The following is a 23,224-nucleotide window of genomic DNA, read 5'->3' as shown; positions in this document are numbered from 1 at the left end:
GTATAATATGGTGAATCAAGAAATTTTAAATTCTAATGTGTCAATTGAAGAGGAAATTTATAATTTTGAAAAAGGCTTGAAAGATGATGGGAGTGATTGGACCGGATTTCCACAAATAGACTTAAAAGAAGATTCTCAATGTATTTACATTTGCGGTATTTCAGAGACTGACAGATGGCATTTGTTTTATACGTTAACTAAAATAAAACCTGCTACTCCAATAGCATCACTTGCATATTATCGAGTGAGAGATAATTTGATTTTTTCTAAACATAGTCAATGGATAAAAATGCAAATGGAGTATACAGAGTATGATTTGATTTTTCTGGATGGAGTTCAATTCTTGGGAGAGGCTGATCAAAGGGTACAGGAATACTGGATGCAGCAATTCAAAGAGAATAAGAAAAGAAGCAAACTCTTCATTGTATATTCAGACTGCTTACCCGAAGACTTAAAAAATATGGCTGAATCCGTAGTTGAGTTCTTCGAATCTGGCATAGTGGTACAGTTGAAATCATCTAAGGGCTAGTTTATTTTGCTTTAATCGTTTTGAATATAAAGTGCTAGTTAGACTATAGAAGTGATAAAAATGTACTGGAAATAATATTGTTTGAATAATATGTAGAAGGAAATTGCAAATGAATGATCAAGAGAGATTACTAACAATCTTTTTACGCTTACAGTTTGGGACTCCGTTAGGAAAAAAGCAATTAGCCCAGGAATTTGAGGTTAGTGAAAAGACGATACAGAGAGATTTTTCGCTCCTTCGTGATATTTTATCCAGTCATCCCGATTTTAATGGAGACCTGCTTTATAGTCGTAAAACGAATAAGTATAGCCTATCAAGTAAGTCAGTTTTTAATAAAAAGGATATACTTGTTATTTCAAAGATTTTATTGGAAAATCGAGCATTGAATCGGCCAGAAATTGATAGCTTACTAAAAAATTTACTGATTTTAATTCCTCGTGATGACCAGAAAGAAATTGAGCAAATCATTGGTAGTGAAAAGCTTAATTATGCTCCCTTAACGGATCAGCAAGATAGAATAGAGAAAATTTGGAATTTATCGGAGTCTATTCTACATGAACAGGTCTTAGACATTATCTATCAAAAACCTTATTCGGAGTCTTCTAAGAAGCAGACGGTTTTGCCTGTATCTCTTTACTATGATAGTCATTATTTTTATCTGGTTGTTTATCAGTTAAAACACGCTACTTATATTACTTTAAGAGTAGACCGTATCCAATCATGGTCTCTTAGTGGTATAGAGAAACCCTCTATTTCTTATCGAGATAAATTTAGAGATGGTGATATTCGTAACGAGAGAGTTGATGCTTTTATCGGGAAGAAAATCAGTATTGAGATTGGGTATTTGTATGATCCTACTATTGTGATGGATCAATTTCCAAATGCAAAAATAGTTGGGAAAAATGGTTCCTGGACTCATTTTAAGTTTAAAAGTCAGTATACACCGGGTCTTAAACGCTGGTTACTGGGACAAGGGGAAGCAGTTACTGTTTTGTCTCCTCGGATTTTAGTAGAGGATATGAAGCGAACGGTTCAAGAAATGATAGATAAATATAAATGAGGATAAAATGACTATTCAATTTACTTCTAAAAAGGTTGGAGAACTATTGAAAAAAGGGAATTTGCGGATTCCTTCTTATCAAAGACCATATAAATGGAACAGAAAACATATCCGTAATCTTTTTTATGATTTACGAGATGCTATGGGGAAAAAGGAATATCAGATTGGTTCCGTTATCCTGCATAAGAATGATGGACACTTAGATATTGTCGATGGACAGCAACGGCTAATTTCAATTTCTTTGTTTCTTCATTCGTTAGATGACTTAGAGAATTATAAGGGTGCTAATCAACTGTTGAGTGCTGAAGAATTTGGAGAGCTATCTTGCTATCATGCGAGTGAAAATTATAATGAGTGGAAAAATTTAACTCAATTAGTTGGCGAAAATGAGGCAAAAGACATTTGCAACTTTTTATTAGAGAATTGTGCTGTCTCTGTGATTACTATGCCCCAAGAACGATTATCAGAGGCCTTTCAGCTATTTGATTCTCAGAATAATCGTGGAAAATCTTTAGAACCTCATGATTTGCTCAAGGCCTATCATCTTCGCAAGCAAGATTCCGAAGATGAAAGAATTGTTGAAAAGTGGGAGCAATTTGTAGAGGATAAAGAGTTAAGTCTCAAAGAGTTGTTTGATAAACATCTTTTTCGTATGAGACGTTGGTCGCGAGGAGAGACAGGATTAACAAACAAGCGTTATGGCTCTTATCTCCGTTTTACAGAGGATTTTATTGACGACTTTAAAGGCGTTGATTTGAATCAGAACTTTCCATACCTAGAATTGTATCGTCATATTGAAAAACTCCCTATGTCAATTACTATGCCAATAATTGATGGAAGTAAATTTTTTGAGTATATTGAATCTTCTCATGAAACTATTAAAGTTCATAAAAATTTTTTAAATAAAAAGTTTGGAGTCTCTAATGAGTTAGAGGAAGAAGAACAAAATTTAGCTTACCCAGAAGGTATGTTAAACATTTACAATAGCTCAAAGGGTCGCTATCTCAAGTGTCACAATATATTCCTAAATATTTGCTCGCTTTTCGCAGATAGATTTGGAAAAGAGGAGCTATCAAAGGAGATAGTAGAGACCTTGTTTATTTGGTCTTACTACCCTCGAGTTAAATCTAAAGCCATATATGATGCGACGGTTGGGAACTATGCTGCTGGTGGAAGGTTTAGACAAAAAGAGGTTCAAAAGCTATTTCAACTTTTATCTCATGCCGTCACTCCGAATGATTTCATGATAAAGATAGATAGAGAGTTATTTGAAAATTATACTGTGGACAAGATTATAGAAGAGGAAAAAGATAAATGGTAGAAACGCATATAAGCTTATCTGTTAATCGTCTGTTAAATGAAGATACCTATGCTATTCCTCTTTATCAGAGAAATTTTGCCTGGACTTATGATGAAATTGAGCAGTTATTGAACGACGTAGCAGATGCTTTTCAAGAAAATAGAGACAATTACTATATTGGAACATTAGTCGTTAATAAAGAGAATGACATTTTCAAAATCATAGATGGGCAACAACGGACAACAGCCCTTAATTTGATTGCCTTAGCTTTGAAGCATGAGTTTGGTTTTGATCTATTGAAAGCTGTCAATCTTACCTTTCCAGCTAGGAAGAAATCAAATGAGAATATTCAAAAACTATTTACTAAGGAAAAAATCTCTGAGGACGATGAAAATGAATTAACTAGAGGTTACGGACATGCTAAAGACGCATTGAAAAAAGTGCTAGAGGAGCGTCACCTTAATCCTCAGTCTTTCGTTGATTATCTTTTTGATAAAGTTATTATTTTTCGGAGTATACTTTCTGAAGATTTAGACTTAAATCTTTATTTCGAACGTTTCAACTCTCGTGGAGAACAACTAGAGGCTCATGAGATCCTTAAGGCGCAAATGATGGCCAAGTTTGGTGCAGATCAAGAAATGGCACAAAAATTTGCAAGAATTTGGGATGCCTGTGCGGAATTTGATAAGCCGGTATCAAGTCAATTTAAGATGCGACGGAAGAGAGCAGATGATTTTCAAGAACGCGAACGTATTTTTGGATGGCATTTTACAAATTACTCATTTCATAATATTTATGATGATATTGATTTTTATCAAAATGAAAGAAGAAAGTTATCAGATATATTAGGAAAAAAGATAAATGAAAAAAATATAGAAGTAGAAAAAGATTTTGGTGATTATACCCAAGTTATCGATTTTCCAACCTTCCTACTCCATGTATTGGCAATTTGGGAAGGTAAGGATACCAATGAGGTTCAGTTAGACGACAAGAAACTTTTAGCCCTATTTGATATAAAAAATAAAAATAAGACTTGGATTATTGAATTCAGTGAATTTCTTCTTAAAATAAAACATATTTTTGATAATTACATCGTTAGAAATTCAAATATGGATTCTTCAAGCAGAAATAAGGATGAATGGTTTTTGCAGAAGGGAACTTATTATGAATATCAACCTAATGGAAAAGCGAAAGAGCATTACATAGTTGAAGAACGCTTTACTAAGAATACATTTTCAGATTCGGAAATTAACAAAAACATTATCCTCCTTCAATCTATGTTTGCTGTGACCTTTACTGCTAATCGTGATAGTCGTTGGTTATATGAGATTTTTCAATTTCTCTTCAGACATATTGAAGAACTAAATGATCAAGAATTTGGTGCTCATTTTAAAGAATTTCTTGAAAAAATGGCAGTGACGTATGCAGAAGAAAGACTGTTTACTGAGGATAGAAGAATTAAGAAATATGGTGCAATTCCTGTTTATGCTTTTAACTTTGTAGATTATGTTTTATGGAAAAATCGTGAAGAATTAAAGAAAGCATACGATGTTAAGTTTGAAGATTTCAAATTTACATATCGTCGTTCTATAGAGCATTGGTTTCCACAACATCCAAATAGTGATGAAAGAGTTGAAAAAATTGATGATAAATTTTTGCACTCCTTTGGGAATCTCTGTATCATTACAGATAGTCAAAATTCGAAGTTTGGAAATTTAGTTCCAAGTGCAAAATATAAACAGTGGGAAGGAATTTTCAATCGCCAGAGTTTAAAATTACAGATGATGGCAGATGTAACGGTAAAGAATGATAAATGGGGTATTTGTGAGATTCAATTTATGGAAAAAGAAGTGGAAAGATATGTACACGACTTTTGTGATAGTTAAATAAAAACAAGCTTTAATGAGCTTGTTTTTTAAAATGCTAATATATGTGATATACTAGTAATGGGGGACATTTGATGAAACTAAGAATTTTTGCGGAAGATAAACCTGCTGAAAAGATTTTTGACTATCAGCTAGAGCTGGCAGATGAAACAATTATTCTATCGACAGCGCTCTTGTCTGGTGCCATTGCTTTAGCAGGATTATTTTCTGCTTTGAAGGAAAAATAACAAAAGAAAAGGAAGAATAGAATGGTTTTACCAAATTTTAAAGAAAATCTAGAAAAATATGCGAAATTGTTGGTTGCGAATGGAATTAACGTGCAACCTGGTCACACCTTGGCTCTTTCTATCGATGTGGAGCAACGTGAGTTGGCGCATTTGATCGTGAAAGAAGCTTATGCCTTGGGTGCTCATGAGGTTATTGTTCAGTGGACAGATGATATCATCAACCGTGAGAAATTCCTCCACGCGCCGATAGAGCGTCTGAACAATGTGCCAGAATACAAGATTGCTGAGATGAACTACCTCTTGGAAAACAAGGCTAGCCGTCTCGGTGTCCGTTCTTCTGACCCAGGTGCCTTGAACGGAGTGGATGCTGACAAGCTTTCAGCTTCTGCCAAAGCTATGGGACTTGCGATGAAGCCAATGCGTATCGCAACGCAATCCAACAAGGTTAGCTGGACTGTAGCAGCTGCAGCAGGGCTTGAGTGGGCTAAGAAGGTTTTTCCAAATGCTGCGAGCGATGAAGAAGCAGTGGACCTCCTTTGGGATCAGATCTTCAAAACTTGCCGTGTCTACGAAGAAGATCCTGTTAAAGCTTGGGAAGAGCATGCTGCTATCCTTAAGAGCAAGGCAGAAATGCTCAATAAAGAACAATTCTCAGCCCTTCACTACACAGCGCCAGGGACAGATTTGACACTTGGCTTGCCTAAGAATCACGTTTGGGAATCAGCTGGCGCTATCAATGCACAGGGCGAAGAATTCTTACCAAATATGCCGACAGAAGAAGTCTTTACGGCTCCTGACTTCCGTCGTGCAGAGGGCTATGTAACCTCTACAAAACCACTTAGCTACAACGGAAATATCATCGAAGGCATTAAAGTAACTTTCAAGGATGGTCAAATCGTAGACATTACTGCTGAAAAGGGTGATCAGGTCATGAAGGACCTTGTCTTTGAAAATGCGGGTGCGCGTGCCTTGGGTGAATGTGCCTTGGTACCAGATCCAAGTCCAATTTCTCAGTCAGGCATTACCTTCTTTAACACGCTTTTCGATGAGAATGCTTCAAACCACTTGGCTATCGGTGCAGCCTATGCGACCAGCGTTGTTGGTGGAGCGGAGATGAGCGAAGAAGAGCTTGAAGCTGCGGGACTGAACCGTTCAGATGTTCACGTGGACTTTATGATTGGTTCGAATCAAATGGATATCGATGGTATCCGTGAGGATGGAACACGCGTACCACTCTTCCGCAATGGAGACTGGGCAATTTAAGGAGAAGCTATGCTTGGAAGTATGTTTGTTGGTCTCCTAGTAGGACTCTTGGCAGGTGCTTTAACCAATCGCGGAGAAAGCATGGGATGCTTTGGGAAAATGTTTCTCGGCTGGATTGGTGCTTCTTTGGGGCACCTGCTCTTTGGAACTTGGGGTCCAAATCTAGCGGGGATAGCTATTGTTCCAGCTGTTTTAGGTGCTATGGTTGTCTTAGCTATTTTCTGGAGACGAGGAAGTTAATTTCTTAAATCTGATACTCAATGAAAATCAAAGAGTAAACTAGGAAACTAGCCGCAGGCTGCTCAAAGCACTGCTTTGCGGTTATAGATAGAACTGACGAAGTCAGCTCAAAACACTGTTTTGAGGTTGCAGATGGAAGTTGACGCGGTTTGAAGAGATTTTTGAAGAGTATGAAAAGAAAAGGAGGTTGGTCATTGTACCAGCCTCCTTTTGAGTATGATATAATAGTTTTATGAGATTAGATAAATTTTTAGTTGCATGCGCTGTGGGAAGTCGGACGGAGGTCAAAAACTTGCTCAAGGCTGGACGCGTGACGGTCAATGGCAAGAAAGAAAAATCAGCAAAATTGCAAATAAATGAAGAAAAAGACGAAATTCGCTTTGATGGTCAAGTGCTAGAGTACGAGGAGTTTGTCTACTACATGATGAACAAGCCCCAAGGAGTCATTTCAGCGACTGAGGATTCTAAACACAGAACAGTGTTGGACTTGTTGGATGATATTGCTCGGACCAAGGAAGTTTTTCCAGTAGGACGTTTGGATATCGATACGCATGGTCTTTTGCTCTTGACCAATGATGGTCAGCTGGCTCATGCCCTTCTATCGCCCAAGCGTCATGTGGATAAAACTTACTTGGCTCAAGTCAAGGGAATCATGACCCAAGAAGATGTGGAAACATTTGGCAAGGGTATTCCACTTAAGGACTTTACCTGCCAGCCGGCAAAACTGGAGATTTTGTCGGTGGATTCAGATAAGGATGAGAGCCAGGTTCGGGTGACCATTGCTGAAGGGAAGTTTCATCAGGTCAAACGCATGGTAGCCTACTGTGGCAAGGAAGTGGTGGACCTACAACGTTTGACGATGGGAACTTTAGTCTTGGATGAGAACTTAGAACAAGGAGAATGGCGTCGCCTGACCAAGGAGGAGTTAGAGGAGCTCTTTGCTAGTATTGCTTAGTTTGGATTATGTTAGAAAAGGTGAGGAGAATGTCCTTGCCTTTTATGTTTTTCAGTTGCTTCCTTTGTGAAAAGAGTTATAATAGACAGTAGAATAAAAGGAGGAATCTATGAACGCGATTCAAGAATCATTTACGGATAATTTATTTGCTAACTATGAAGCAAATGTAAAATACCAAGCTATCGAAAATGCTGCAAGCCATAACGGAATTTTTGCAGCCCTAGAACGTCGTCAAAGCCATGTTGACAACACACCTGTTTTCTCGCTTGATTTGACCAAGGACAAGGTTACTAACCAAAAAGCCTCTGGTCGTTGCTGGATGTTTGCAGCTCTCAACACCTTCCGCCACAAACTTATCTCTCAATACAAGCTCGAAAACTTTGAACTGTCACAAGCCCACACCTTCTTCTGGGACAAGTATGAGAAATCAAACTGGTTCTTGGAGCAAGTGATTGCGACTGCAGACCAAGAATTGACGAGCCGCAAGGTTAGCTTCCTACTCCAAACACCCCAACAAGACGGCGGTCAGTGGGATATGGTCGTGTCCCTCTTTGAGAAATACGGTGTCGTTCCCAAGTCTATTTATCCTGAGTCTGTTTCATCTAGCAGCAGCCGTGAGCTCAATGCCATCCTTAATAAATTGCTTCGCCAAGATGCCCAAATCTTACGTGACTTGCTCGCTTCTGGTGCAGACCAAGTGACTGTTCAAGCTAAGAAAGAAGACCTCTTGCAAGAAATCTTTAACTTCCTTGCTATGTCACTAGGACTTCCACCACGTAAATTTGACTTTGCTTATCGTGATAAGGATGACAATTACCAAAGTGAAAAAGGAATCACACCACAGGAATTTTACAAGAAATATGTCAATCTTCCTCTAGAAGATTATGTTTCTGTTATCAACGCACCAACTGCTGACAAGCCTTACGGCAAATCTTACACAGTTGAGATGTTGGGGAATGTGGTTGGTAGCCGTGCAGTTCGCTACATCAACGTTCCAATGGAGCGCTTGAAAGAATTGGCGATTGTCCAAATGCAAACAGGAGAAACTGTTTGGTTTGGTTCAGATGTCGGCCAGCTCAGCAACCGCAAAGCTGGAATTCTTGCAACAGATGTTTATGATTTTGAATCAAGCATGGACATTCAACTCACTCAAGACAAAGCTGGACGTTTGGACTACAGCGAAAGCTTGATGACCCACGCCATGGTCTTGACAGGTGTGGACTTGGACGAAAATGGTAAGTCAACCAAGTGGAAGGTTGAAAACTCATGGGGAGACAAGGTCGGTACAGATGGTTACTTCGTCGCCTCAGACGCTTGGATGGATGAATACACCTATCAAATCGTTGTCCGTAAAGAATTGCTGACAGCAGAAGAACAAGCTGCCTATGAAGCAGAACCAATCGTACTTGCACCATGGGATCCAATGGGTGCCTTGGCAGAATAAAGCTATAGAAAAGAGGTTAGGGGAATCCTAGCCTCTTTTTAAGTTCTTCTTAAAGTGGGGATAGATGATGCTTGACAAGTAAGTCTTTCTTAGTTTGAGTCTTTAAGTGACAGAGGAAAGGATATGTGTTATTATAGTAGTACAAAAGGATATCGGAGTAGAAATGAAGTATTTAAGTAGCCAAGACATCAAGGATCGTCAACGAAATATCAGTGACATTAAACCTTATAAAACAACCAAGGAAATCGTCGTTTCAAATATCTTTACCTTCTTTAATGCCATGAACTTGGCTCTGGCAGTTCTGGTAGCCACAACCTTGCGATTTGAAAATATGCTCTTTTTAGGTGTGATTGCTATCAATACAGCCATCGGGATTTTCCAAGAAGTGCGTTCAAAAAATGCCTTAGAAAAGCTAAGTTTGCTTGGTAAAAGTAAGTACAAGGTCAATCGAGATGGTCAAACGATTGAGATTGATCCAGAGGACATCGTTCTGGGTGAGTACCTGTATCTCAATCTGGGTGATCAGGTGCCTGTCGATGCAGAAGTGCTTGAAGGAAATATTGAAGTGGATGAGTCTTTGCTGACTGGTGAGAGTGATTCGGTCTTTAAAACGGTTGGTGACCAGCTGATGAGCGGAAGCAATGTCGTCAGCGGTACTTGTCTGGTTACGGCAACGGCGGTCGGACCCGATAGTTATATCAACAAACTCGCAAAATCCAGCAAGGAATTCAAAAAATACCCTTCTCAACTACGCGATTACATGGATAAGATTTTAAAAATCGTCTCGATCTTGCTGGTGCCAGTTGCCATTCTGCTCTATGTCAGAGGTTTTAGTCTAGGACGGTCTTATGTTGAAATTGTCTTGGGAAGTTCAGGTGCCTTGGTCGGCATGATTCCAGAGGGCTTGATTCTCTTGGTTAGCGTCTCCCTAGCGGTAGCAGCCATGAAGTTGGCTAAAAAGAAGGTTCTGGTGCAGGAACTATACTGTGTAGAGACCTTGGCGCGTGTAGATGTTCTTTGTTTTGATAAGACAGGAACCATCACGACTGGTAGTATGAAGGTCCAAGAAATAGATGATAAGCTAGCGGAGAAACTATCTTCTTATCTAGCTTATTTTGAGGATGAAAATGCAACCTCGCGAGCTCTGAAGACTTACTTAACCTGTGAGAAAAAGTGGGAAGTTCAAGAAGTCGGTGCCTTTTCAAGTAAAAACAAGTATTCCTTTGTCCAAGTAAAAGAGGGTGGGACCTATTTCTTCGGTGCTTATGAATTTCTAGGCTTTACCCAGCCGATGGATGCCTACTATGAGCATCTGAAACAGCAAGGTTTTCGAATCTTGACACTTGCCCATAGTAAGGACCACATCATGAGTCCAGCCAATATGGAACTACTAGGGCACGTCGTTTTGTCAGATGAGATTAAGGACAATACCAAGGAAACCTTTGACTATTTCGAATCTCAAGGTGTTGAAGTGAAGATTATCAGTGGTGATAATCATGTGGCTGTATATGGGGTGGCTCGTAAGGCAGGTTTTAAGGAAGAAGCGCGGGCGATTGACATGACCAAGGTGAGCGATGATGACTTTGAAAGAGTGGTCTTGGAACACGATATCTTTGGTCGGGTGACACCTGAACAGAAGCAAAAGATGGTATCTATTTTGCAAAATGCTGGTAAAACAGTTGCCATGAGCGGTGATGGAGTCAACGATGTTCTAGCTCTCAAAAAAGCAGACATCAGTTTTGCTATGAATGGTGCTACTAGCGCAGCCAAAAGTGTATCCAATATTGTTTTTCTCACAGATGACTTTGCAGTATTTTATGATATCTTGATGGAAGGACGCCGTGTCATCAACAACATCCAAAAGGTAGCCTCTCTTTTTCTAACAAAGACCTTCTTCTCCATCGTTTTTGCCATTTTGAGTGTGATCTTTGGTTTGGAATTTGCCTTTATCCCCATTCAGTTTACAATCATTTCAGCCATTACGATTGGGATTCCATCTTTCTTCCTAACTTTTGAGTCCAATAAAGAAAAGGTCAGCACACATTTTATGCGAGATATTTTGACCAATGCTGCGATTGGTGGTGGCATTCTAGTCGCTAGTGTACTCTTGACGAACTTCCTTATCACTGTCCCAGGTCAGGTCAAATTTATTTGCTTCCTACTTGCTTTGTTCAATGGTCTGTGTCTAGTTGCCAAGGTCAGTCTGCCATTTAATCGATACAAACTAGTCTTGCTCGTACTTTTGAGCCTTGCAGCCCTTGTTGGAGTGCTTGCCAATACCTTTATCCTGCAAGGAGCGTATGTGCCTTTAGAAACCATCCAAGTCGTCTATGTAGCCATCCTAGCAGTGGTGATTGGAGGCTTGCATTATCTGACTAGAAGAAAAAATTGATACACAAAAAGAATCAGGTAATAAACCTGATTCTTTTTTTATCTATATTCTCGATAGCTTGGATTACATGATACCGAAGAAACGAGCTGCGATACCTACTGCAAAGAGAGCAAGGATGATTGCGATTGGTGATACTTTTTTCTTAAGCAACCACATGCAAAGGAAAGTAAGGAGAAGTCCCATCAATCCTGGAATCAATGAGTCCAACTGACCTTGAAGTGTTTGTGGTTGAACGCTATCCAAGCTCATACCACTAAGTGCTTGGCCGAGGATTCCCTTCAATTCTCCACCTGTAACAGCACCTTCTGGGAAGTTGATGTAGGCACCTTCTGACAGTTGTTTACCTGGAAGGTTGATAGTGAAGTTGATGGATACCCAACGTTGTACAAGAACGGCAAGGATGAACATACCAAGGATTGAAGCTCCTTTAGTGATGTCTTTCAAGATACCACCTGACATGTCTTTAGTGATTTCAGATCCAGCCTTGTAACCAAACTCTTGTGTGTACCAAAGGAAAGACATACGGATTGCATTCCATCCAAAGAAGAAGAGAAGTGGTCCAACGATATTACCAGTTGCAGCAAGTGAAGCACCAAGAGCACCAAGGATAGGACGAACTGTAAACCAGAAGACTGGGTCACCGATACCAGCAAGAGGTCCCATCATACCAATCTTAACACCTTGGATAGCAGCGTCATCGATTTCAGTACCGTTAGCGCGTTCTTCTTCAAGTGCAAGAGTAACCCCCATGATTGGAGCAGCTACGTATGGGTGAGTGTTGAAGAATTCAAGGTGACGCTCAAGAGCAGCTGCTTGGTCTTCTTTTTTAGTGTAAAGTTTCTTGATAGCTGGGATCAAAGAGTAAGCCCAACCCAAGTTTTGCATACGTTCGTAGTTCCATGAACCTTGAAGGAATTGTGAACGCCACCAAACTTTTTGGCGATCTGATTTTGATAATTGAATTTTTTCAGCCATGATTGTTCCCCTTTCTAGTAGTCTTCTAGGATATCACCGATTGGATCGTTAGAAGTTGCAGCTCCTCCGCCACCGTTTCCACCTTGTTTAGAAAGGTTGAGGTAGATGAAGGCAAGCGCAACACCGATGACACCAAGGGCAATCAAAGTCAATTGAGAAATTGCTGCAAGAGCAAAACCGATAGCGAAGAATGGCCATACTTCACGAGTTGCCATCATGTTGATAACCATAGCGTAACCAACGGCAACGACCATAGCACCACCGACAGCCATACCACCGTTCAACCAGTCTGGCATCAAACCAAGAGCATCTTGAACGGCAGAAGCAGGGATAGCGATAAGGAAGGCAGCAGGGATTGCAATACGAAGACCTTGAAGAAGAAGTGCAACAAAGTGAGCACGTTCAACAGCCGCAATATTTCCTTCTTTAGCAGCAGCGTCAGCAGTGTGAACCAAGGCAACTGAGATTGTACGAACAATCATAGTCAAGAAAAGTCCAGCTACGGCAAGAGGAATAGCTGTTGCTGTTGCAACGGCGATACCTTCAGTAGTAAAGTTACCACCTTTGATCAAGATGATTGCTGCAGCAACAGATGCAAGAGCAGCGTCAGGAGCTACGGCAGCTCCGATGTTTGCCCAACCAAGGGCGATCATTTGAAGAGATCCACCAAGCATAACACCTGCTTCGAGGTTACCAGTTGCAAGTCCGATAAGGGTACATGCGACGATTGGTTGATGGAATTGGAATTGGTCGAGGATACCTTCAAGACCTGCAAGGAAGGCAACAACTACAACCAAGATAGCAGAAATGATTGAAATATCTGACATGGTTTTATTCCTTTTCTATTTAGTTTTAATAAAGTATTTAATCCTGTTTTCAAAAATGATAGAAACAGATTAACATTATTGAACATTTGCTTTCTTAATCAAGTCAAACAAATCTTTTTTCGTGTCGTTTGGTACTTTACGTACGTCAAATTCAACACCGAGGTCACGCAATTTTTCAAAGGTTACAACGTCTTCTTTGTCCATAGACAAAACGTTGTTAATCATTGTTTTACCTGTTGAGTGAGCCATAGAACCAACGTTAAGGGTCTTGATTGGCACGCCACCTTCGATAGCACGAAGTGCATCTTGTGGAGTTTCAAACAAGATAAGGGCATGAGTTTCTCCGAAACGTGGGTCTTTTGCAACGTCGATCAATTTCTGGATTGGGACAACGTTGGCTTTTACTCCATTAGGAGCTGCTTGTTTGATCAATTCTTTACGCAACTCGTCGTTTGCAACGTTGTCTGAAGCAACGATGATACGATCTGCTTTTGAATCTGGAGTCCAAGCAGTGGCAACCTGACCGTGAAGGAGACGAGTGTCTAGACGAGCAAGGTTGATTTTCAGTTTACCGTCACCGATAACTGTTCCTTCTGGAATAGCAGCTTGTGAAACTGGAGCAGCTGCAGCAGTTGCAACTTCCTCAACTGGGTTAAGCTCTTCTGGAAGAGCCTTGATGCCATCTTTGGCTTCTTTAATGATATTCGCAGCGACTTTATCCACACCTGCATTCGCGTCCATAAGGCGCTCTGTGTAGGCTTGGATCAACATCGGCAAGTTCAGTCCTGTGATGATGGCAAACTTACGTTCTGGATTTTCTCCCATTACGCGGCTAGCTTGGTTGAATGGAGATCCACTCCAAAGGTCAGCCAATACTAGAACCTCATCTTCTGCGTCAAATGCAGCCACAGCGTTGTTGAATTTAGCGTAAAGGTCATCTGGACCTTCATTTGGCATAAAGGTTACAACTTGAACCTTTTCTTGTTCACCAAAGATCATAGATCCTGACTGATGAATACCCGCAGCAAATTCGCCGTGGCTCGCAATAATGATTCCGATACTCATTATTGTCATTCCTCCTTATAAAATGTTTGACTGTATGTTTAAGAAAACTTTAAGCCTAACTTTAAGTATAAACCGTTTTCATATAAAAATCAACTACTTTTTCTAAAAAGATGTAAAAGTTTTCATAGAATGACTTTTTAAAAATATTAATATATCAATAATTTTGAGAGATAAATGAAAATGGTAATAGAAAATTTAATATAAAAATACAGAAAACGAGGTGTTTTTGTGAAAACGGAATGAAAACAAAAAGGAAAGATTGCAGGGTCGCAATCTTTCCTTTTATAAGAATAAATTTTGTAAAGCGTGGGCCACTCCGTCTTCTTCGTTGGACAGAGGAAGTTGTTCGTCTGCATATGGAAGAAGAGCAGGATTGGCGTTTTTCATAGCATATCCCTTGCCTGCAAATGCCAACATTTCAGTGTCATTATGCTCATCACCAAAGGCGATTAAGTCTTTTTTATCACGATTCATCACATTGAGCAAGTACTCTAGAGCAAAGGCCTTGTTTACACCCTTGGGAGTACACTCGAGGATGTTGAGGGGACCGCCCCATGTATTGATAGCTAGTTGGTGCTGATAAAAACGATTCATTTCATTCGCTAAAGCGTATTTGTCTTCAGCCCTTGTTTGCAAGAGAATGCAGTTGGGATCTTTGGTTACTCGTTCGGGTTTGAATTGATTTTCCGGCCGGAAGTTCTCTACGCCAAATAGTTTAGGATCCGCAATCTCTTCATTCGGAGTCGTGATATAGAATTTTTTTCGATATTCTCCTGCAATAAAATCAGCCTGGATGTCCTCCGTGCGCTTGACCATGTCTAGGAGGTATTTTTTGTCCAAGGTCAAGCACTTTTCATGCGCCCAAGCCTGTCCTGGTAGATGGGTAAGGGAGCCGTTAAAGTTAATCATGGGAGTATGCAATTCTAGCTCACGGTAGAAGTCTTTTGCCATACGATACGGACGACCTGTCGTGATGATGACATGGTGTCCTTTTTCTGAAATTTTTTTGATTGTCTCTTTGGTGAAATCGGAGAGCTTGCTTTCACTATTCAGCAGGGTTCCGTCCAAATCGACTGCGATAATTTTTTTAGTCATATAAACCTTCCTAGTCGTTTCCAGATAAGATGTCTTCTATTATATCAAAAAGAAGGAAGAAAAGCAGACAAGAACAAAAACTACAGTTGCTTTGATTTATTAAATAAATCAAACAAACATATTGAAAAGGTGAATGATAAATGATATAATACTGATATTGTTCGTAAAAAACAAAAGGAGATTAAAGATGGACAAACTATTTAAACTAAAAGAGCACGGGACAGATGTCCGTACAGAGGTGCTTGCTGGTTTAACAACATTCTTTGCAATGAGTTATATTCTCTTTGTAAACCCTCAAATGCTTTCCCAAACGGGTATGCCTGTTCAAGGTGTGTTCTTGGCAACGATTATCGGTTCTGTAGTCGGTACCTTGATGATGGCTTTCTATGCTAATTTGCCCTACGCACAAGCACCAGGTATGGGACTAAATGCCTTCTTCACATTTACAGTTGTATTTGGGATGGGCTATACTTGGAAAGAAGCTCTTGGTATGGTCTTCATTTGTGGAATTATTTCACTGATTATTACCCTGACAAATGTTCGTAAAATGATCATCGAATCTATTCCAACAACACTTCGTTCAGCTATTTCGGCTGGTATTGGTGTTTTCCTTGCCTATGTTGGAATTAAGAATGCTGGTCTCTTGAAATTCTCAATCGATCCAGGTACTTATACGGTAGCAGGTGAAGGAGCGGACAAGGCTCAAGCTGCACTTACTGCAAACTCAGCAGCTGTTCCAGGATTGGTAGACTTCAATACTCCAGCAGTATTGGTGGCTCTTGCTGGTTTGGCTATTACCATCTTCTTTGTTGTTAAAGGCATCAAAGGTGGAATTATTCTTTCTATTTTAACAACGACTGTGCTTGCCATTGCTGTTGGTGTTGTCAAATTATCAGGGATTGACTTTGCTAGCAACAATCTTTCAGCAGCGGTTAATGATTTAGGAACTTTGTTTGGTGCTGCTCTTGGTTCAGAAGGTTTAGGATCTTTGATTTCAAACACTTCGCGTTTACCAGAAACCTTGATGGCTATTCTTGCCTTCTCACTAACGGATATTTTTGATACAATCGGTACTCTTATCGGTACTGGTGAAAAAGTTGGTATTGTTGCGACAAGTGGGGAAAACCATGAGTCCGCTAAATTGGACAAGGCTCTATACTCTGACTTGGTGGCAACTTCGGTAGGTGCCATTGCAGGTACTTCAAACGTTACGACCTATGTTGAGTCTGCGGCGGGTATCGGTGCTGGTGGACGTACTGGTTTGACAGCCCTAGTGGTTGCGATCTGTTTTGCTCTATCTAGCTTCTTTAGCCCACTTCTAGCGATTGTTCCGACAGCTGCAACAGCACCAATTTTGATCATCGTCGGAATCATGATGCTTTCTAACTTGAAAAATATCCCTTGGGATGATATGGCTGAAGCGGTTCCTGCCTTCTTCACATCTATCTTTATGGGATTCAGCTACTCTATCACACAAGGGATTGCTGTTGGTTTCTTGACATATACCTTGACAAAAGTTGTCAAAGGTCAAGCCAAGGATGTGCACGTGATGATTTGGATTTTGGATGCCTTGTTTATCCTTAACTATATCAGTATGGCGCTATAAATGGTATAATAGAAAAAGGGGAGTCTCCCCTTTTTCTTATAAGGAGGTACATCATGAAAGATAAGACGATTTGGCAAGAGGTTTTAAACAGAGGGAAATGGGTGATCATCCTTTTGGTAGCTTTTGTTCTATCTCAATTTCCCATAGGACTTGCTTTGTTTTTAGCAAACAAACAGTTTCCGATTTTACAGTCAGGGCTCTTAGTAGGTGCTCTATCCATAGTCGTTTTGATTGTATTCATTATTGGTGCACGAAAAACACAACTTGCTACTTTTAATCTATCCTTTTTTAAGGCAAAAGACTTGGCTCGCTTGGTACTGAGTTATCTGGTGATTTTTGCGACAAATCTCTTGGGTTCACTACTGCTTCGACTAACAAATGAGGCAACAACCAGTAACCAATCAATACTGAATGGTTTGGTTCAGAATAGTTCCTTGATTTCAACTTTCTTCCTACTAGTCTTGATTGCGCCGATTTGTGAAGAAATTTTGTGTCGTGGGATTATTCCAAAAAAGATCTTCCGCGGAAAAGAAAAACTAGGTTTTATTGTTGGTGCAATCGTCTTTGCCTTGCTTCATATGCCAACCAATCTACCTTCTGTGATTATTTATGGAGGAATGTCAACGGTTTTGACTTGGACAGCCTATAAGACTGAGCGTTTGGAGATGTCCATTTTGCTTCATATGATTCTCAATGGTATTGCATTTTGTTTGTTGGCCTTATTGGTATTGATTAGTAGAAATCTAGGTCTATCATTCTAAACCATTAGCCGCTTGGAAAAGATGAATACTAGCGTGTTCATCTTTTTCTTTTTATGGTAAAATAGAAAGATAATATGGTGAAAAACCTTGAGGGAGTGACCGATATGTCAAGTAAAGCTAATCATGCAAAAACAGCTATTTGTGGAATTATCAATGTGACGCCAGATTCCTTTTCAGATGGTGGTCAGTTTTTTGCTCTTGAGCAGGCACTCCAGCAGGCTCGTAAATTGATAGCAGAAGGAGCGAGCATGCTAGATATCGGTGGAGAATCAACTCGGCCGGCAACTCGGCCGGGCAGTAGCTATGTTGGGATAGAAGAGGAAATCCAGCGTGTTGTTCCAGTGATTAAAGCTATCCGTGAGGAAAGTGATGTTCTCATTTCCATCGATACTTGGAAAAGTCAGGTGGCAGAGACTGCTTTGGCTGCTGGTGCCAATCTGGTCAATGATATCACTGGTCTCATGGGAGATGAGAAAATGGCGGATGTGGTTGCTAAGGCTGGAGCGAAAGTGGTTATCATGTTTAATCCAGTCATGGCTCGACCTCAGCACCCTAGTTCGCTCATATTTCCTCATTTTGGTTTTGGGCAAGCTTTTACAGAGGAAGAGTTAGCTGACTTTGAAAAAATGCCAATCGAAGACTTGATGGAGGCTTTCTTTGAACGTGCTCTAGCGAGAGCGAACCAAGCTGGGATAGCAAGAGAAAACATTTTGCTGGATCCAGGAATTGGCTTTGGTCTGACTAAGAAAGAAAATCTGCTTCTTCTACGGGATCTGGATAAACTCCATCAGAAAGGCTATCCGATCTTTCTTGGAGTTTCGCGCAAGCGGTTTGTCATTAATATCCTAGAAGAAAATGGCTTTGAAGTTAATCCTGAGACCGAACTTGGTTTCCGCAATCGGGACACAGCTTCGGCTCATGTAACCAGTATCGCTGCGAGACAGGGTGTGGAAGTGGTGCGCGTGCACGATGTAGCCAGTCACAGGATGGCGGTTGAAATTGCGTCAGCCATTCGTTTGGCAGATGATGCAGAAAATCTAGATTTAAAACAATATAAATAAGATGAACGAAATTCAAAACAATCAGTGGATTGCCCACTACCGGACGGACCAACCGCATTTTGGTTTGGAACGAATGGTGGAACTCCTAGCTCTGCGAGGCAATCCCCATCTCAAACTTAAGGTCATCCATATCGGCGGGACCAATGGTAAGGGGTCTACCATTGCTTTTTTGAAAAAGATGCTGGAAAAGCTAGGTCTAAGAGTTGGTGTGTTCAGCTCGCCCTATCTCATTCATTATACGGATCAGATTAGCATCAATGGGGAATCTATTCCCGAGGCTAGGCTAGAAGCCCTCATGGCAGACTATCAGTCTTTGCTTGAAGGGGAATCTGCTGACAATTTGCAGGGAACAACCGAGTTTGAGATTATCACAGCTCTAGCTTATGATTACTTTGCCTCAGAGCAAGTAGATGTGGCCATCATGGAAGTGGGCATGGGTGGTCTTTTGGATAGTACCAATGTCTGCCAGCCGATTTTAACAGGAATTACGACCATTGGACTGGATCATGTAGCCCTACTTGGTGACACCTTGGAAGCTATAGCAGAGCAGAAGGCTGGTATTATCAAACAAGGTATTCCCTTGGTGACAGGTCATATTGTTCCTGAAGCCTTGACTGTGATAGACTCTATTGCAGAAGCTAAAAATGCGCCTAGACTTGCCTATGGAAAAGATTATCAGGTTCGTCATCAAGAAAGCGTGGTGACAGGCGAAATCTTTGATTATACCAGTTCTGTCAGACAAGGTCGCTTTCAAACAGGTCTGCTTGGTTTACACCAGATAGAGAATGCGGGGATGGCGCTTGCTCTCTTAGACACTTATTGTCAGGAGACTGGGCGAGAATTAGCAAGTAATGACTTGGTTGCTCAAGCTTTGAAAGAGACCAGATGGCCAGGGCGTTTGGAGGTCGTGTCTAGCGACCCCTTGCTGCTTTTGGATGGGGCCCATAATCCCCATGCTATCAAGGCTTTACTAGCAACCTTACAAGAACGCTTTGCGGATTATCATAAGGAAATCCTCTTTACCTGCATCAAAACCAAGGCCTTGGATGATATGCTGGACTTGCTAGGGGAAATGCCAGATACCGAGCTTACCCTGACACATTTTGATGATAGTCGGGCGACGGATGAAAGTGTGCTGAAAGAGACAGCCAAGTCTAGAAATCTCAATTACCAAAGTTGGCAGGATTTTCTAGAGCAGAAATTGACAGATAAAAATGAAGAGAAACAAACAGTTAGGATTGTCACAGGTTCCTTGTATTTCTTGAGCCAAGTGAGAGCCTATCTGATGGAGAGGAAGAACGAGAATGGATACACAAAAGATTGAAACGGCTGTAAAAATGATTATTGAGGCTGTTGGTGAGGACGCTAACCGCGAGGGCTTGCAGGAAACACCTGCTCGTGTAGCCCGTATGTACCAAGAGATTTTTTCAGGTCTTGGCCAAACTGCTGAGGAACACCTGTCAAAATCCTTTGAGATTATTGATGATAATATGGTAGTGGAGAAGGATATCTTTTTCCACACTATGTGTGAGCACCACTTTTTGCCCTTTTATGGGAGGGCGCACATTGCCTATATTCCAGATGGTCGGGTGGCAGGCCTGTCTAAGCTAGCCCGTACGGTTGAAGTTTATTCTAAAAAACCACAGATTCAAGAACGGCTGAATATCGAAGTGGCCGATGCCTTGATGGACTATCTGGGGGCTAAGGGAGCCTTTGTTGTCATTGAGGCCGAGCATATGTGTATGAGCATGCGTGGTGTCAGAAAACCAGGTACTGCGACTTTGACAACAGTCGCTCGTGGTCTATTTGAAACAGATAAAGACCTCCGAGACCAGGCTTATCGTTTAATGGGACTATAATACCCTTCGAAAATCAAATTCAAACCACGTCAGCTTCTATCTGCAACCTCAAAACAGTGTTTTGAGCAGCCTGCGGCTAGCTTCCTAGTTTGCACTTTGATTTTCATTGAGTATAAAAAGAATCCGCTTTGGGCGGATTTTTCTAGAAAGGACTAGTTATGGATCAACTGCAGATTAAAGATTTGGAAATTTTTGCCTATCATGGTCTTTTCCCTAGTGAGAAGGAATTGGGGCAGAAGTTTGTTATTTCCGCAAGCTTATCCTATGATATGACCAAGGCGGCGACAGACTTGGATTTAACAGCTTCTGTCCATTACGGAGAATTGTGTCAGCAGTGGACGACTTGGTTTCAGGAAAGCACTGAGGATTTGATTGAAACGGTAGCCTACAAACTAGTAGAGCGTACCTTTGAGACCTATCCTCTGGTCCAAGAAATTGAACTGGAACTCAAAAAACCTTGGGCTCCAGTCCACTTGCCACTTGATACCTGCTCGGTAACCATCCACCGTCGCAAGCAACGTGCCTTTATCGCCCTAGGAAGCAATATGGGCGATAAGGAAGCCAACTTGGAACAAGCTATCGACAAACTGCGAGCTCGCGGCATCCATATTCTCAAAGAATCCAGTGTTTTGACGACGGAGCCTTGGGGTGGTGTGGAACAAGATAGCTTTGCCAATCAGGTGATTGAAGTAGAAACCTGGCTTCCAGCATCAGTCTTATTAGAGACCTTGTTAGCAATTGAGTCCGAGATGGGACGGGTTCGAGAGGTGCATTGGGGACCGCGTTTGATTGATTTGGACCTGCTTTTTGTGGAGGATCAGGTCATTTATACAGACGACCTCATCTTGCCTCATCCTTATATAGCAGAGCGCCTCTTTGTCCTTGAACCGTTAGCGGAAATAGCTCCCCATTTTATCCATCCAATCTTAAAACAACCAATTCGATACTTGGTTGACCAGTTGGAGCAAGGAAATGCCTAAACTTTCCGAGACCTATAGCAAGTGGAAGAGTATCGGGGAGGGACTACTTGCTATTGTTTTAGGGCTTCTCTTGATTCGATTTGGACAAGTTATTCCGCGAATGGGATACCAGTTGCTGATGGGCTATTTTTCCTTGTCAGCAGTTTGGCACTTGTTGACTCGCTGGTTTCAGGATAAAAAACGTCGGGAAAATATCTTTGTAACCTTGGGCAAGCTGGTGGTTGCGGCTCTTGTATTTGACTCTATCATCTTGCAAGACCTCGCCCTCTATCTCCTGGTTTTTATCATTGCGAGCTATCAGCTGTTTACGGGCATCATTAGCCTTGTGACTTGGTCTCTCTATCAAAAAAATGCCATTCATCCTCGGCTCCATCATCTCTTCGATGCTGTATGGATGATAGGATTCGGTCTTTATAGCATCTCTCCTTTTCACGATGCAGCGAATTTTGAATTGCTCTTGCTTGGGTTTTACTTGCTCATGCTAGGAGCCAGTAGCCTCCGGGACGGTTTCTTTTTTGAAAGGATAGAAAACAATCCCAAGCTAAAACGACGAATGCGAATGACTTTGCCGATCTTTGTGACGGCTTTGATCCCTATCAGCACCTTGCGCAAATTGAATGAGTGGCTGTCAAATCATGAAAGTCAAGAAGGGGAAGTTCATTCAGAAAGAAAAAACGATCAGGTAGTTGATCTAGAAATTTTTATTCATACCTCAGAAACATCCTTCTTCCTCGCTATGGGACATGTGGATATTTGTTATCAAGGGAAGGTTATTTCCTATGGTTCGTATGATCCCCACTCGGAGCGTTTGTTCGGCATGGTTGGAGATGGTGTTTTGTTTAAGGCCAATCGGGAAAAATACATCGAGCTCTGTAAGAGGGAAAGTCAGAAGACCTTGTTTGCTTATGGTCTGAGTTTGACGGACCAACAGAAAGCAGCCATCCAAGCTCGTCTAGAGGAGATAGAAGACCTGTTAATTCCTTGGGAACCAAGTTCACAGTTGATGAAAAGAAGAGAGGGCGAGGTAAAGCATACCTACTCCTACCAACTGAAACAAGAAGCAGATGCGACCCTCTATAAATTCAGTTCATCCGAGTTTAAGACCTACTTTGTTCTCAGTACCAATTGTGTTTTGCTGGCAGACTCTATCGTGGGAAAAGCTGGGACTGATATATTGAGTCCCCAAGGTTTCATTGTGCCAGGGACTTATCAGGATTACCTTGACTTAGAGTATACAAAACCAAATGGTCTAGTTGTCAGTCGCTCTATTTATTAGAAAAAGAAAACTCTAGTTCCTCAGCAGTTTGTGCCAAGAAGCTAGAGTTTTTAAAATAGGTCATTTTCTTCTGGAAGGAGGATGGTTTCTCTGCCGTCCAAGTCTAAAATAAGGACCCTAGGAGGGTAAAGCGGATCGAAAGGATGATTGAAATCAAAATCGATGCTAGTCGGAAGGTGCTGGCTAGAAAAATGGAAGGTGATGGTCCCCTTATTGTTGAGCAGTTGAAACTCAAGCTCTTCTTCTAATTCAAAGACATTTTTTAGGAAATGATCGATAATATACCATAAAGAGTCAATGACATCGTCAGGTAGGCTGGTCACGACACCAAAACTAGCGGAACGTCTCTGTGTATTTGTAAAAGCCATGTTTTCATCCCCCTTTTATTTTCCTTATCATACAGCAAAATGTCTTAAAAATCAA

At 41.0% G+C, this 23,224-nt stretch carries 22 protein-coding genes; 17 read left to right on the top strand and 5 right to left on the bottom strand.

Translation table 11 applies throughout. The features are described 5' to 3' along the window. The first annotated feature begins 7 nt into the window (after nt 1-7). The 10 genes from P8P68_RS06065 to P8P68_RS06020 all read left to right on the top strand — a co-directional run bounded on the left by P8P68_RS06065 (nt 8) and on the right by P8P68_RS06020 (nt 11,296). On the top strand, nt 8-529 hold the full coding sequence (locus P8P68_RS06065; protein WP_000247995.1) for a DnaA/Hda family protein: 522 nt from the start codon (nt 8-10) through the stop codon (nt 527-529). A gap of 109 nt (nt 530-638) precedes the next feature. Further along, nucleotides 639-1,589: a WYL domain-containing protein gene (locus P8P68_RS06060; protein WP_000999609.1), complete on the top strand. Its 951-nt coding sequence runs from the start codon at nt 639-641 to the stop codon at nt 1,587-1,589. Nucleotides 1,590-1,596: 7 nt separating this feature from the next. Further along, the gene (locus P8P68_RS06055; RefSeq protein WP_000155167.1) at nt 1,597-2,910 is read left to right on the top strand and encodes a DUF262 domain-containing protein; all 1,314 of its coding nucleotides are present in this window, start codon (nt 1,597-1,599) and stop codon (nt 2,908-2,910) included. Then, nucleotides 2,904-4,775, top strand: coding sequence for a DUF262 domain-containing protein (locus P8P68_RS06050; protein WP_000230428.1), 1,872 nt, complete (start codon nt 2,904-2,906; stop codon nt 4,773-4,775). The genes P8P68_RS06055 and P8P68_RS06050 overlap by 7 nt, the downstream gene beginning before the upstream one ends. Before the next feature lie 74 nt (nt 4,776-4,849). Beyond that, nucleotides 4,850-5,002: a hypothetical protein gene (locus P8P68_RS06045; RefSeq protein WP_000776613.1), complete on the top strand. Its 153-nt coding sequence runs from the start codon at nt 4,850-4,852 to the stop codon at nt 5,000-5,002. A 21-nt stretch (nt 5,003-5,023) separates the two neighbouring features. Then, on the top strand, nt 5,024-6,265 hold the full coding sequence (locus tag P8P68_RS06040; protein WP_000243907.1) for an aminopeptidase: 1,242 nt from the start codon (nt 5,024-5,026) through the stop codon (nt 6,263-6,265). Between the two features lie 9 nt (nt 6,266-6,274). After that, complete coding sequence (locus P8P68_RS06035) at nt 6,275-6,505, top strand: GlsB/YeaQ/YmgE family stress response membrane protein (protein WP_000901578.1); 231 nt, start codon at nt 6,275-6,277, stop codon at nt 6,503-6,505. 232 nt (nt 6,506-6,737) lie between these two features. Continuing rightward, nucleotides 6,738-7,460 (top strand): pseudouridine synthase, encoded by a 723-nt coding sequence (locus P8P68_RS06030; protein ID WP_278275770.1) that lies wholly within the window; start codon nt 6,738-6,740, stop codon nt 7,458-7,460. A 109-nt stretch (nt 7,461-7,569) separates the two neighbouring features. Beyond that, nucleotides 7,570-8,904 carry an aminopeptidase C gene (gene pepC / locus P8P68_RS06025; RefSeq protein ID WP_250315712.1) on the top strand — a complete coding sequence of 445 codons (1,335 nt, stop codon included), beginning with the start codon at nt 7,570-7,572 and terminating at the stop codon, nt 8,902-8,904. Nucleotides 8,905-9,067: 163 nt separating this feature from the next. Continuing rightward, the gene (locus tag P8P68_RS06020) at nt 9,068-11,296 is read left to right on the top strand and encodes an HAD-IC family P-type ATPase (RefSeq protein ID WP_278275769.1); all 2,229 of its coding nucleotides are present in this window, start codon (nt 9,068-9,070) and stop codon (nt 11,294-11,296) included. A gap of 63 nt (nt 11,297-11,359) precedes the next feature. Here P8P68_RS06020 and P8P68_RS06015 read toward each other — a convergent pair whose 3' ends face one another. The 4 genes from P8P68_RS06015 to P8P68_RS06000 all read right to left on the bottom strand — a co-directional run bounded on the left by P8P68_RS06015 (nt 11,360) and on the right by P8P68_RS06000 (nt 15,258). Continuing rightward, complete coding sequence (locus P8P68_RS06015) at nt 11,360-12,271, bottom strand: PTS system mannose/fructose/sorbose family transporter subunit IID (protein WP_084944911.1); 912 nt, start codon at nt 12,269-12,271, stop codon at nt 11,360-11,362. Nucleotides 12,272-12,285: 14 nt separating this feature from the next. After that, nucleotides 12,286-13,098, bottom strand: a complete 813-nt coding sequence (locus P8P68_RS06010) for a PTS mannose/fructose/sorbose transporter subunit IIC (RefSeq protein WP_278275768.1) — start codon at nt 13,096-13,098, stop codon at nt 12,286-12,288. A gap of 75 nt (nt 13,099-13,173) precedes the next feature. Further along, nucleotides 13,174-14,163 carry a PTS sugar transporter subunit IIB gene (locus tag P8P68_RS06005; RefSeq protein WP_084944909.1) on the bottom strand — a complete coding sequence of 330 codons (990 nt, stop codon included), beginning with the start codon at nt 14,161-14,163 and terminating at the stop codon, nt 13,174-13,176. Nucleotides 14,164-14,445: 282 nt separating this feature from the next. Further along, nucleotides 14,446-15,258 (bottom strand): Cof-type HAD-IIB family hydrolase, encoded by an 813-nt coding sequence (locus P8P68_RS06000; RefSeq protein WP_278275767.1) that lies wholly within the window; start codon nt 15,256-15,258, stop codon nt 14,446-14,448. Between the two features lie 187 nt (nt 15,259-15,445). On the opposite strand from P8P68_RS06000, the gene P8P68_RS05995 reads away from it, so the two are divergent. The 7 genes from P8P68_RS05995 (at nt 15,446) to P8P68_RS05965 (ending at nt 22,801) form a co-directional block, all read left to right on the top strand. Continuing rightward, nucleotides 15,446-16,864, top strand: coding sequence for an NCS2 family permease (locus tag P8P68_RS05995; RefSeq protein WP_000359241.1), 1,419 nt, complete (start codon nt 15,446-15,448; stop codon nt 16,862-16,864). A gap of 53 nt (nt 16,865-16,917) precedes the next feature. Next, entirely contained in the window at nt 16,918-17,625 is a 708-nt protein-coding gene (locus P8P68_RS05990) for a type II CAAX endopeptidase family protein (protein WP_000653640.1), read from the top strand. Between the two features lie 74 nt (nt 17,626-17,699). Beyond that, nucleotides 17,700-18,686: a dihydropteroate synthase gene (gene folP / locus P8P68_RS05985; protein ID WP_278275766.1), complete on the top strand. Its 987-nt coding sequence runs from the start codon at nt 17,700-17,702 to the stop codon at nt 18,684-18,686. A gap of 1 nt (nt 18,687) precedes the next feature. Then, nucleotides 18,688-20,010 (top strand): folylpolyglutamate synthase/dihydrofolate synthase family protein, encoded by a 1,323-nt coding sequence (locus tag P8P68_RS05980; RefSeq protein ID WP_278275765.1) that lies wholly within the window; start codon nt 18,688-18,690, stop codon nt 20,008-20,010. Continuing rightward, nucleotides 19,991-20,545, top strand: a complete 555-nt coding sequence (gene folE, locus P8P68_RS05975) for a GTP cyclohydrolase I FolE (RefSeq protein WP_000380931.1) — start codon at nt 19,991-19,993, stop codon at nt 20,543-20,545. The genes P8P68_RS05980 and folE overlap by 20 nt, the downstream gene beginning before the upstream one ends. Nucleotides 20,546-20,703: 158 nt before the next feature. After that, nucleotides 20,704-21,525, top strand: coding sequence for a 2-amino-4-hydroxy-6-hydroxymethyldihydropteridine diphosphokinase (gene folK, locus P8P68_RS05970; RefSeq protein WP_278275764.1), 822 nt, complete (start codon nt 20,704-20,706; stop codon nt 21,523-21,525). Then, a complete protein-coding gene (locus P8P68_RS05965; RefSeq protein ID WP_278275763.1) occupies nt 21,518-22,801 on the top strand; it encodes a DUF308 domain-containing protein in 1,284 nt (427 codons plus the stop codon). Before folK ends, P8P68_RS05965 begins: the two co-directional genes overlap by 8 nt. Before the next feature lie 50 nt (nt 22,802-22,851). Here P8P68_RS05965 and P8P68_RS05960 read toward each other — a convergent pair whose 3' ends face one another. Next, nucleotides 22,852-23,169, bottom strand: coding sequence for a DUF960 domain-containing protein (locus tag P8P68_RS05960; protein WP_000886044.1), 318 nt, complete (start codon nt 23,167-23,169; stop codon nt 22,852-22,854). Nucleotides 23,170-23,224: the final 55 nt, after the last annotated feature.

Origin of the sequence: Streptococcus sp. D7B5 (genome assembly GCF_029691405.1) — a bacterium.
Lineage (GTDB): Bacteria > Bacillota > Bacilli > Lactobacillales > Streptococcaceae > Streptococcus.
Note: the sequence above shows the minus strand (reverse complement) of the source record. Positions and strands in the feature narration are given on the sequence as shown.

What these genes read in the sequence shown, in the direction of transcription:
- P8P68_RS06065 (WP_000247995.1), top strand. Translation starts at nt 8, where the DNA reads ATGGTGAATCAAGAAATTTTAAATTCTAATGTGTCAATTGAAGAGGAA.
- P8P68_RS06060 (WP_000999609.1), top strand. Translation starts at nt 639, where the DNA reads ATGAATGATCAAGAGAGATTACTAACAATCTTTTTACGCTTACAGTTT.
- P8P68_RS06055 (WP_000155167.1), top strand. Translation starts at nt 1,597, where the DNA reads ATGACTATTCAATTTACTTCTAAAAAGGTTGGAGAACTATTGAAAAAA.
- P8P68_RS06050 (WP_000230428.1), top strand. Translation starts at nt 2,904, where the DNA reads ATGGTAGAAACGCATATAAGCTTATCTGTTAATCGTCTGTTAAATGAA.
- P8P68_RS06045 (WP_000776613.1), top strand. Translation starts at nt 4,850, where the DNA reads ATGAAACTAAGAATTTTTGCGGAAGATAAACCTGCTGAAAAGATTTTT.
- P8P68_RS06040 (WP_000243907.1), top strand. Translation starts at nt 5,024, where the DNA reads ATGGTTTTACCAAATTTTAAAGAAAATCTAGAAAAATATGCGAAATTG.
- P8P68_RS06035 (WP_000901578.1), top strand. Translation starts at nt 6,275, where the DNA reads ATGCTTGGAAGTATGTTTGTTGGTCTCCTAGTAGGACTCTTGGCAGGT.
- P8P68_RS06030 (WP_278275770.1), top strand. Translation starts at nt 6,738, where the DNA reads ATGAGATTAGATAAATTTTTAGTTGCATGCGCTGTGGGAAGTCGGACG.
- pepC (WP_250315712.1), top strand. Translation starts at nt 7,570, where the DNA reads ATGAACGCGATTCAAGAATCATTTACGGATAATTTATTTGCTAACTAT.
- P8P68_RS06020 (WP_278275769.1), top strand. Translation starts at nt 9,068, where the DNA reads ATGAAGTATTTAAGTAGCCAAGACATCAAGGATCGTCAACGAAATATC.
- P8P68_RS06015 (WP_084944911.1), bottom strand. Translation starts at nt 12,271, where the DNA reads ATGGCTGAAAAAATTCAATTATCAAAATCAGATCGCCAAAAAGTTTGG.
- P8P68_RS06010 (WP_278275768.1), bottom strand. Translation starts at nt 13,098, where the DNA reads ATGTCAGATATTTCAATCATTTCTGCTATCTTGGTTGTAGTTGTTGCC.
- P8P68_RS06005 (WP_084944909.1), bottom strand. Translation starts at nt 14,163, where the DNA reads ATGAGTATCGGAATCATTATTGCGAGCCACGGCGAATTTGCTGCGGGT.
- P8P68_RS06000 (WP_278275767.1), bottom strand. Translation starts at nt 15,258, where the DNA reads ATGACTAAAAAAATTATCGCAGTCGATTTGGACGGAACCCTGCTGAAT.
- P8P68_RS05995 (WP_000359241.1), top strand. Translation starts at nt 15,446, where the DNA reads ATGGACAAACTATTTAAACTAAAAGAGCACGGGACAGATGTCCGTACA.
- P8P68_RS05990 (WP_000653640.1), top strand. Translation starts at nt 16,918, where the DNA reads ATGAAAGATAAGACGATTTGGCAAGAGGTTTTAAACAGAGGGAAATGG.
- folP (WP_278275766.1), top strand. Translation starts at nt 17,700, where the DNA reads ATGGTGAAAAACCTTGAGGGAGTGACCGATATGTCAAGTAAAGCTAAT.
- P8P68_RS05980 (WP_278275765.1), top strand. Translation starts at nt 18,688, where the DNA reads ATGAACGAAATTCAAAACAATCAGTGGATTGCCCACTACCGGACGGAC.
- folE (WP_000380931.1), top strand. Translation starts at nt 19,991, where the DNA reads ATGGATACACAAAAGATTGAAACGGCTGTAAAAATGATTATTGAGGCT.
- folK (WP_278275764.1), top strand. Translation starts at nt 20,704, where the DNA reads ATGGATCAACTGCAGATTAAAGATTTGGAAATTTTTGCCTATCATGGT.
- P8P68_RS05965 (WP_278275763.1), top strand. Translation starts at nt 21,518, where the DNA reads ATGCCTAAACTTTCCGAGACCTATAGCAAGTGGAAGAGTATCGGGGAG.
- P8P68_RS05960 (WP_000886044.1), bottom strand. Translation starts at nt 23,169, where the DNA reads ATGGCTTTTACAAATACACAGAGACGTTCCGCTAGTTTTGGTGTCGTG.